The organism is Microcoleus sp. S28C3 (genome assembly GCF_036700785.1).
GTDB lineage: Bacteria > Cyanobacteriota > Cyanobacteriia > Cyanobacteriales > Microcoleaceae > Microcoleus > Microcoleus asticus.
In genome coordinates, this window is the sequence record NZ_JAUBPO010000098.1 from 20,467 (window position 1) to 28,702 (window position 8,236).

Below are 8,236 nucleotides of genomic sequence, written 5' to 3' on the forward strand. Positions count from 1 at the left end.
ATGCAGGCAGAAATAAACTTAACTAAGTAATTGTTCGGTGTGATTGGTGATCGCCAAAACGGGTTTAAATAAATTTAAACTTGTGATTGTTTCCTGTAATTGTTGAAGGCAAAAACTGGTACAAATAAGCTGATAGCAACCGCAAAAACGGTTAGTTATGACGTTTTTAATTGCACTTTCTCCTGCCGTCGATTCCTTCCATCCGTTACATCCGTTATATCATGTCCGATCGAGTGACCGCGATTAAAAGGGCGGGTTTTTGAGATTGTCAATTATTGGCAGATATTTTTCGTGAACCCGCCCCTACCGTATTAGGGGTAATCGACCGGACATAATATTACATCCGTTAAATAATCAGTTGCCGAACTTCCATCAGTTACATCCGTTAAATAATCCGTTGCCGAACTTTGTTTCATCAGCAGTTGACAGCACCTATTCTGAGAAAATTTTTTAAATATTAATTATGATTAATTCGCACTGCCAGCAAGACACCGCAGCACAGCAAAACAAAAGTTCGCTGCAAACTCTCTCCCGAACTCTGAGAATGTCTCAGGGGCAATTTTCGCTGATTTTGGTGCGGTGCAATTACAGTGAGATGAGAGAGGAAACTGTACGGCAATTGCGAGAGGAGTCTGGTATTGAGATTCGAGAAATTGTCCTCCCGGCATCTGTTAAAACTCTTTACACGACGATAGAAACCGAACTTTCCGGCAGCCAGCCGTCAGCTTTAATGGTGTTTGGATTGGAATCGGTAAGCGCGATCGATCGAGTCCTGACTTCTACCAACTACGTTAGAGAAGAATTTCGGAATAATTTTCCCTTCCCGGTGGTGCTGTGGGTGACCGACAAAATTTTAAAAAAGCTGATTCGGTTAGTAACAGATATCGAGACTTGGACGACAACTGTTGAATTTGTGCTCGGGCCAGACGACTTGGTGGATTTCCTGGGCAAAAGTGCCGATCTCATTTTTTCCCACATTTTAGAAAGCGGCAATTGGCGTTTAAGTAATTCTGCCATTCTCGGAGCCAACTCTTTGAGTGAATTAGAGTCCGCTAGCCAAGACTTGCAAACTTGCAACATCAGGTTAGAACCAGCTATTGAAGCAAGTTTGCAATTTATTCGCGGTCGGCACGAATATGCTTGTCACCGCATCCCGGCTGCTCTTGAATTGTATCAAAAAAGTCTCAATTTTTGGAAGTATCAAGTACCATTTATTGGTGCAAAAACAGAATTCAGCAATTTGTTATTTACCGTTCATCCGGCCCCGGTGTTAGAGGGAATTATGCTATTCCACATCGGTCTTTGCTACCGCTTCCAAGCAGAAATACACCGCAGTGGAAACCGTCCTTACTGGACGGAAGCTAAGAATTATTTTCAGGAATGTATAGATGTTTTAGAACGCGCAGGACGGTCGGATGCAGTTGGTATATTCATCAATCAACTCGGCGAAGTATTACAGCATTTAGAAGATTGGGATGCACTCTGGAATTTAGCTATCAAAGCTCGGAGGTTACATCAAAAGATGGAAAATTCAGCAGTTAATTTGGCTCAAGATTACGGCTTTTTGGCTAGAGTAGCCTTAGAGCAAAAGAACTGGCAAGGGGCAAAAGAATGGGCTTTAGTCGCTCTAAACGTTCTCAACTCGAATTTAGAAGCGACGGGACAGGGAACGCCTGTAAAGTCGCAGCATCAAGGCTTATATCTGTTAATTTTAGCAGAGGCCCAGAGCCAGTTGGGTGAGATGGAGGAGGCGATCGCGCATTTAGAGCTTGCTCGCTTGGAAACCGAACCTTGCTACAACCCGCAACTGTATTTGCGGGTTTTAGAAATGCTGCGATCGCTCTATTTTCAGCGGGGAGAATATCTCGAAGCATTTCAAATTAAGCAAGATTATCGAGCGGTGGAACATACATATCGGTTTCGAGCTTTTATTGGAGCCGGAAAGTTGCAGCCGCACAGAGAAGCGGTTAATTCCGTTGCCGAAACTATTGCCGGCGCTGCTACTATTGCTGACGAAATTACTGCTTCCGGCAGAGAACAAGACCTCAATCGCTTGATATATAGGATGAACAATACCCCAGACAAACTGACAGTAATTTACGGTCAGTCTGGAGTTGGCAAAAGTTCAATAGTCACCGGAGGATTAGTACCGGCTCTCAAACAAAAAAAAATAGAAATGCGGACTGTTTTGCCCGTAGTGCTGCAAGTTTACAACAACTGGCCGCGGGAATTGACCAGACAGTTATCTGCTCTTAAAGCTGAAATATTCGAGCCGGAAATTTCCGAACCCTTACCAGAAACTGCTCCGGTAGATTTTCCAGTAGAAGCAGGCCCAGTTAAGGGAAATCTTATGTCGGGATTTCACGGTGGAGCGATTGGGAATAATGAGGATCAAAGGGAGCAGTCACAGCCAGTAGAATTAATAATAGAACAACAGGCGATCGAATACGAAAACATTATCAATGATCTGCAAAGAAATTCTGAACATTTAGTGACTGTGCTGATATTTGACCAATTTGAAGAATTCTTTTTCGTCTGGAAAGAGCCAGAGGCAAGACAAATATTTTTTGATTTTTTGCGGGAATGCTTGAAAATCAAATACTTAAAAGTCGTCCTGTGTTTGCGGGAAGATTACCTGCACTATTTGCTGGAATTTTCCCGACGCAAAAACCAGACAGAATTCGCTAACAATGATATTTTGGAGGACATTCTCAGCAAAAACATTCTGTTTTATTTGGGAAATTTTTCGCTGAGCGATGCGCGATCGGTAATTCGCACTTTAACTGAACGAGCGCAGTTTTACTTAGAACCAGAACTGATTGAAGAATTAGTTAAAGATTTAGCTGGAGAATTGGAAGAAGTCCGCCCGATCGAACTACAACTTGTCGGCGCTCAACTGCAACAAGAGAACATTAGAACTTTAACTCAATATCAAGAACTCGGCAACAATCCGCAACAAAAATTAGTCGAAAGATTTCTCGAAGAAGTCATCAAAGATTGCGGTCCTGAAAATGAAGTAGCGGCGCGCCGAGTTTTGTATTTGCTGACAGATGAAGAGGAGATCCGTCCCCTAAAAACTCGCGCCGAATTAGCCTCGAATTTAGCGACGTTTGCAGAAGCTGATAAATTAGATTTAGTCTTAGAACTGTTAGTAAACTCTGGCTTAGTTTTTCGGTGGACGGAACTGCCGGCAGAGCTTTATCAGCTCGTTCACGATTATTTAGTTAGCTTCATTCGCCAGCAGCAAGAATTAGATCAAAAGGCAGAATTTGAGGAACTGCGAAAGCAAAACCAAATTAACCGAGATGAAATTGAACAAATTCGCAAAGACAGAGAGCAAGATGCTTTGCTGTCGGAAGCTAGAGACAAACAGTACCAAGCGGAAGCTCAACTTTACCACGCTCGGAAATGGCAATTGCGGGCGGCGGTTCTAGGAGTGCTTGTACTCGGAGGTGTTTCGGCGATGGCATTCGAGCAAGCAAAATTAGCAGAAAGCGCGCGGCAAGAAGCAGAAACCAGTCGGACTGATGCCCTAAATTCGGCGTCGGAAGCTTTGGTGCTTTCTAATGAAAAAAATCAATTAGGAGTGTTAGGAAATAGTATCAAAATTGGTCGTGGTTCTCAGAAAAGTACAGCGCTGCCTGTGGACACTAAAAATCAAATTTCTGAAAGACTCAGACAAGCCGTTTCCGGCGTGCAAGAACGCAACCGTTTCGAGCAGCACAGCAAGTTTGTTTTGGATGTGAGTGTCAGTCCCGACGGCAATTCAGTTGCTTCGGCAAGTGCTGACAAAACTGTGAAATTGTGGAGCAAAGAAGGTAAGTTATTAAAAACTTTCAATCACCCGGATAGCGTGACGAGTGTTAGTTTTAGTCCCGATGGGAAAACGATCGCTACTGGTTGTGCCGATCGTACAATTAGAATTTGGCAAGTAGATAACGACAAAAATGCGATCGGCATTTTACCCGGCCACCGCGATATCGTCACCAGCGTCAGTTTCAGTCCCGACGGCAAAACCCTAGCTTCCGCCAGTCACGACAACACCGTCAAAATCTGGAACCTTGCGAACAAACAACTGCTGCAAACCTTAACCGGACACAAAGACTGGGTGCTCGGCGTCAGTTTCAGTCCCGACGGCCAAACAGTTGCCTCAGCAAGTGTTGACAAAACTGTCAAACTTTGGAACCGAGAAAGTAAAACCCAGAAATTTAAAATTAATCCCAAAACATTAACCAATCATTCTGGAATTGTTTACAGCGTTAAGTTCAGTCCAAACAGTCGAGAACTCATCTCAGCAAGTGCCGACACCACAGCCAAAATTTGGAACCGAAATGGTGAGGAAATCAGAACTCTCAAAGGACACAACGATGAAGTTGTCAGCGCGAGTTTCAGTCGCGATGGCGAAAAAATTGTCACCGGCAGTGCAGACGATACGGTGAAAGTTTGGAGTCGCAGCGGCACTTTGCTCAACACTTTTCGAGGACATCAAGACGACGTGAGGGCCGTGAGTTTCAGCGGCGATGGCACTATTGCTTCCGCAAGTAAGGACAAAACAGTGAAACTTTGGCAACCAAACAGCACTCCGTTGAATAAGATTTTATCGGGACACGGAGACTGGGTTTACAAAGTCAGTTTTAGTGCTGATGACAAAACAATTGCTTCTGCTAGCGGGGACAAAACAGTGAGACTTTGGCACGCTGACGGCAGTTTATTCAAAACCTTAGAAGGTCACAAGGATTCTGTTACCTGGGTGAGCATTTCGCCTGATGATAAAACTGTTGCTTCGGCTAGCGACGACAAAACGGTGAAAGTCTGGAATTTAAACGGGAAACTGTTAGATACTCTCAGCCACAGCGGCATTGTCAGAAGCGTGAGTTTTAGTCCAGACGGAAAGATAATTGCCGCCGCAAGTGCCGATCGCAAATTGTACCTCTGGCGCTGGAACGGTTCTAAAGCAACTTTGTTTGCAAAACTCGATCACAGCAATCCAGTAATTAGCGTTAGCTTCAGTCCCGACGGCAAAACTATTGCTACTGCTACCGCTGCTGAGGACAAGCCAAGCGGGAAGAAAAAGGCTTTTGAAATTACCGGAGAAAAGAGAGTTTACCTGTGGCAATTTAACGGTTCGTCGGCGAAAATTCTGAAAACTCTCGACCACCAGGACAGCGTTAAAGATGTTAGCTTCAGTCCCGACGGGAAGACTATTGCTGCTGCTTGCGCTGACAAAAAAGTTTACTTGTGGGGGTTTGATGGAAAAGTGGCAAATTTAACTGAAAAACTCGACCACAGCGATACTGTAGAAAGCGTGAGTTTTAGTCCCGACGGCAAGTTGATTGCGGCCGCTAGTGGGGGAAATACTGTTAAACTGTGGGATTTTGACGGCAAGAAGGCGCTGCTATCTAAGACTTTAGAATCGAGCGATCGGGTGTTGAGCGTTACTTTTAGTTCGGACAGCAAAACTCTGGCTTTTGCTAGCAGGGATAGAAGTGTAATTTTGTGGCCTGTGGAGAATTTGGAATTGAATAATATTATTGCTCGGAGTTGCGAATGGTTGGGAGATTATTTGCAGAATGACCCGAATGTTGCTGAGGGCGATCGACTGCTTTGTCTTGGGTTTGGGAAACAGGCGTTAAATAAGAGGAAGTAAACCTGGTTTGTAGTGAGGACTTCATTTCTCTCTCTGCGGATGAAGAAGGACTTGCATTCTTGACAGCTAACCTAGAGTTTAATTTAGATTAAAATCTCTATCTGTTGAATGGTGTTTTTGGTTGTAAATTTGCGGTAAAATTTCAGTAATAAACTTAACTCCTTTGGCGGTTCGCCCGCCGCATCAATCCGCAATTCCAACAAAAGGTAAACCGCATGGATGTCAATTCCCAAAATGTCCAACCAATCCCGCCATTCCACGAGAAAAATGAGGAAACGCCAGACATAGGCGGCGGTTTGCCCGTAATAGAGTTTTGGGCAAAACATACATTGTCCCCGGAAGGCCCAAAACTTTGGAAAACTTTGCTGCACAAAAGTGCTTGTTTGTCCTGTTCTTGGGGCACTGGCGGACAGAAAGGAGGTTTTACAAATGAAGAGGGCGAAAAACTTCAGCGCTGCATGAAAAGTGTGGAAGCAATCTCCGCTGAAATCAAGCCGGCTATCTCAACTCAATTCTTTGAAAAGAAGAGTATTGCACAACTTCAGCAATTAACTTCAATGGAAGCCGATAGGTTGGGAAGGCTGAGTTTTCCGATGATTTTGCGGGCTGGTTCATCTCATTACGATCGCATTTCTTGGGAAGAAGTTTATCAAATTGCCGAAGCTGCCTTTCGCAAAACCCCCGAACGAGTGGCATCCTACAGTTCTGGCCGTTCTTCCAACGAAGCCGCTTTTCTGCTGCAATTGATGATGCGGGCGAGGGGTTCCAATAACTTAGCAGATTGTTCCGATCTCTGCCACGCTCCCTCGACAACCGGGTTAAGCGAAATGTTTGCCACCCGCACCTCGGTAGTGAGTCTAGAAAACTTGAAGGAAGCAGATTGCGTCGTACTCGCGGGCAGCAATTCTTCCTACAACCATCCCCGCTTGATGAACGAATTGATTAAACTTCGCGACAAAGGCGGTAAAATAATTGTAATTAACCCGGTGATGGAAATCGGGTTAGTCAAGTTTGGTTCTCCCGCATTTCCCGTCAAGTCGCTCATCCCCGGTTCCGATATTTCCTCGCTGTACTTGCAACCAATTCCCGGTAGCGATACGGCGCTATTTGTCGGTATTCAAAAATCTGTAATCGAACAAGGATTGCTGGACGAAAAATACTTGCCAACTTATACAGAAGGCTGGGAAGCAGTAGTCCAGCACGCCCGCGAAACGTCTTGGGAAACTATTACTGAAACCTGCGGAGTTTCCCGCGCAGAAATTGAGGCAGCCGCCAAAATTATCGGCACTTCACAGCGGGTTGTCTTCGGTTGGGCGATGGGAATTACCCAACACGATAACGGTGTAGATAACGTTTTCAGCATTGCCAATACTGCTTTAATGACAGGAAATGTCGGCAAAGAAGGGGCGGGATTAATGCCCGTGAGAGGACACTCAAACGTGCAAGGGTTCGGCTCTATGGGCGTCACTGTGAAGCTGAAAAAAGAAATTCAACAAGCTTTAGAAAAGTTATTGAATCGTCCCCTCAGCTCTGTTAAGGGTTACGAAACTCGATCGCTCATTGAAGCAGCAGATGCAGGCAAAGTCGATACGCTGATCTGTCTGGGCGGCAACTTGTATGGGGCAAATCCAGATTCAAATCAGGCAAAACGCGCTTTAAGCAATGTTGAAACCGTTATCTACCTCGCAACCAAACCGAATTTAGGGCATTTTCACGGATTGGCAAAGCACAATACAATTGTGATTCCAGTCCTGAATCGCTTTGAAAACCCCCACAAAACAACGGTGGAGTCTGGGAATAATTTTGTGCGTTTAAATGATGAGGGTGAAACTCATCTCAAAAATGCAGATATGATTCCAGAGGTACAATTTTTGACGGAATTAGCCAGCAGAATTCACGGCGATTTTCCCGTTGATTGGCGCCAACTTCAAGACACAAAATACGTTCGGCAATTGATTGCTAAAACTATTCCGGGCTATGAAAAGATAGCAACAATAGATGAAACCAAAGAGGAATTTACCATCGGCGGTCGCATTTTTACGGAACCTAAATTCCCTACAGAGTCTGGGAAAGCGAAGATGTTTGTCGCGCCTTTACCTAAGCTGAAATTACCGGAAGCGAAAGAGTTTGGAGTATCGGAATCAACAAAGGGTATTGTTGTGGCATTGATGACGGGACGCAGCTATTCTCAGCACAATACTGTTGTCTACAAAATTGATGACAAATACCGGGGAATGCCACACCGCAACTGCATTTTGATGAATAGTGCGGATGCAGAAAGTGTGGGTTTGCAGGAACATCAGCGGGTTACGGTGCAGGGAAATGCGGGAAAAATGGAAAATGTCGAGGTGATTTACGGGGCGGTTCGTGAGGGTGCTGCTTTGATGTTTTATCCTGAAGTTAATGTGATTTTTAACCCGGAAATTGAAAAGCGATCGGGCACGCCTGCTTATAAGCGCGTACCTGCTTTTGTATACGCATAAATGGGAGCTCAGGTAAGGTGCGCCATCAGCACCCAGCCCTGTCAAGGTGTTCCTTATTTAGGCATTGTTCGTGAGTCTTGAACGGCAACGGTCGCTGGCGACAAGC

General features: G+C 44.9%; 2 protein-coding genes. Both read left to right on the top strand.

Features of this window, described 5'->3' with window-relative positions; all coding sequences use genetic code 11:
- The first annotated feature begins 463 nt into the window (after positions 1-463).
- The gene (locus tag QUA13_RS24755) at positions 464-5,647 is read left to right on the top strand and encodes an nSTAND1 domain-containing NTPase (RefSeq protein WP_333202836.1); all 5,184 of its coding nucleotides are present in this window, start codon (positions 464-466) and stop codon (positions 5,645-5,647) included.
- A 215-nt stretch (positions 5,648-5,862) separates the two neighbouring features.
- Positions 5,863-8,130 carry an FdhF/YdeP family oxidoreductase gene (locus tag QUA13_RS24760; RefSeq protein WP_333202838.1) on the top strand — a complete coding sequence of 756 codons (2,268 nt, stop codon included), beginning with the start codon at positions 5,863-5,865 and terminating at the stop codon, positions 8,128-8,130.
- The last annotated feature ends 106 nt before the right edge of the window (positions 8,131-8,236 follow it).

Bases quoted from the DNA above. Each gene is read 5' to 3' on its own strand.
- QUA13_RS24760 (WP_333202838.1), top strand. From the start codon at position 5,863: ATGGATGTCAATTCCCAAAATGTCCAACCAATCCCGCCATTCCACGAG.
- QUA13_RS24755 (WP_333202836.1), top strand. From the start codon at position 464: ATGATTAATTCGCACTGCCAGCAAGACACCGCAGCACAGCAAAACAAA.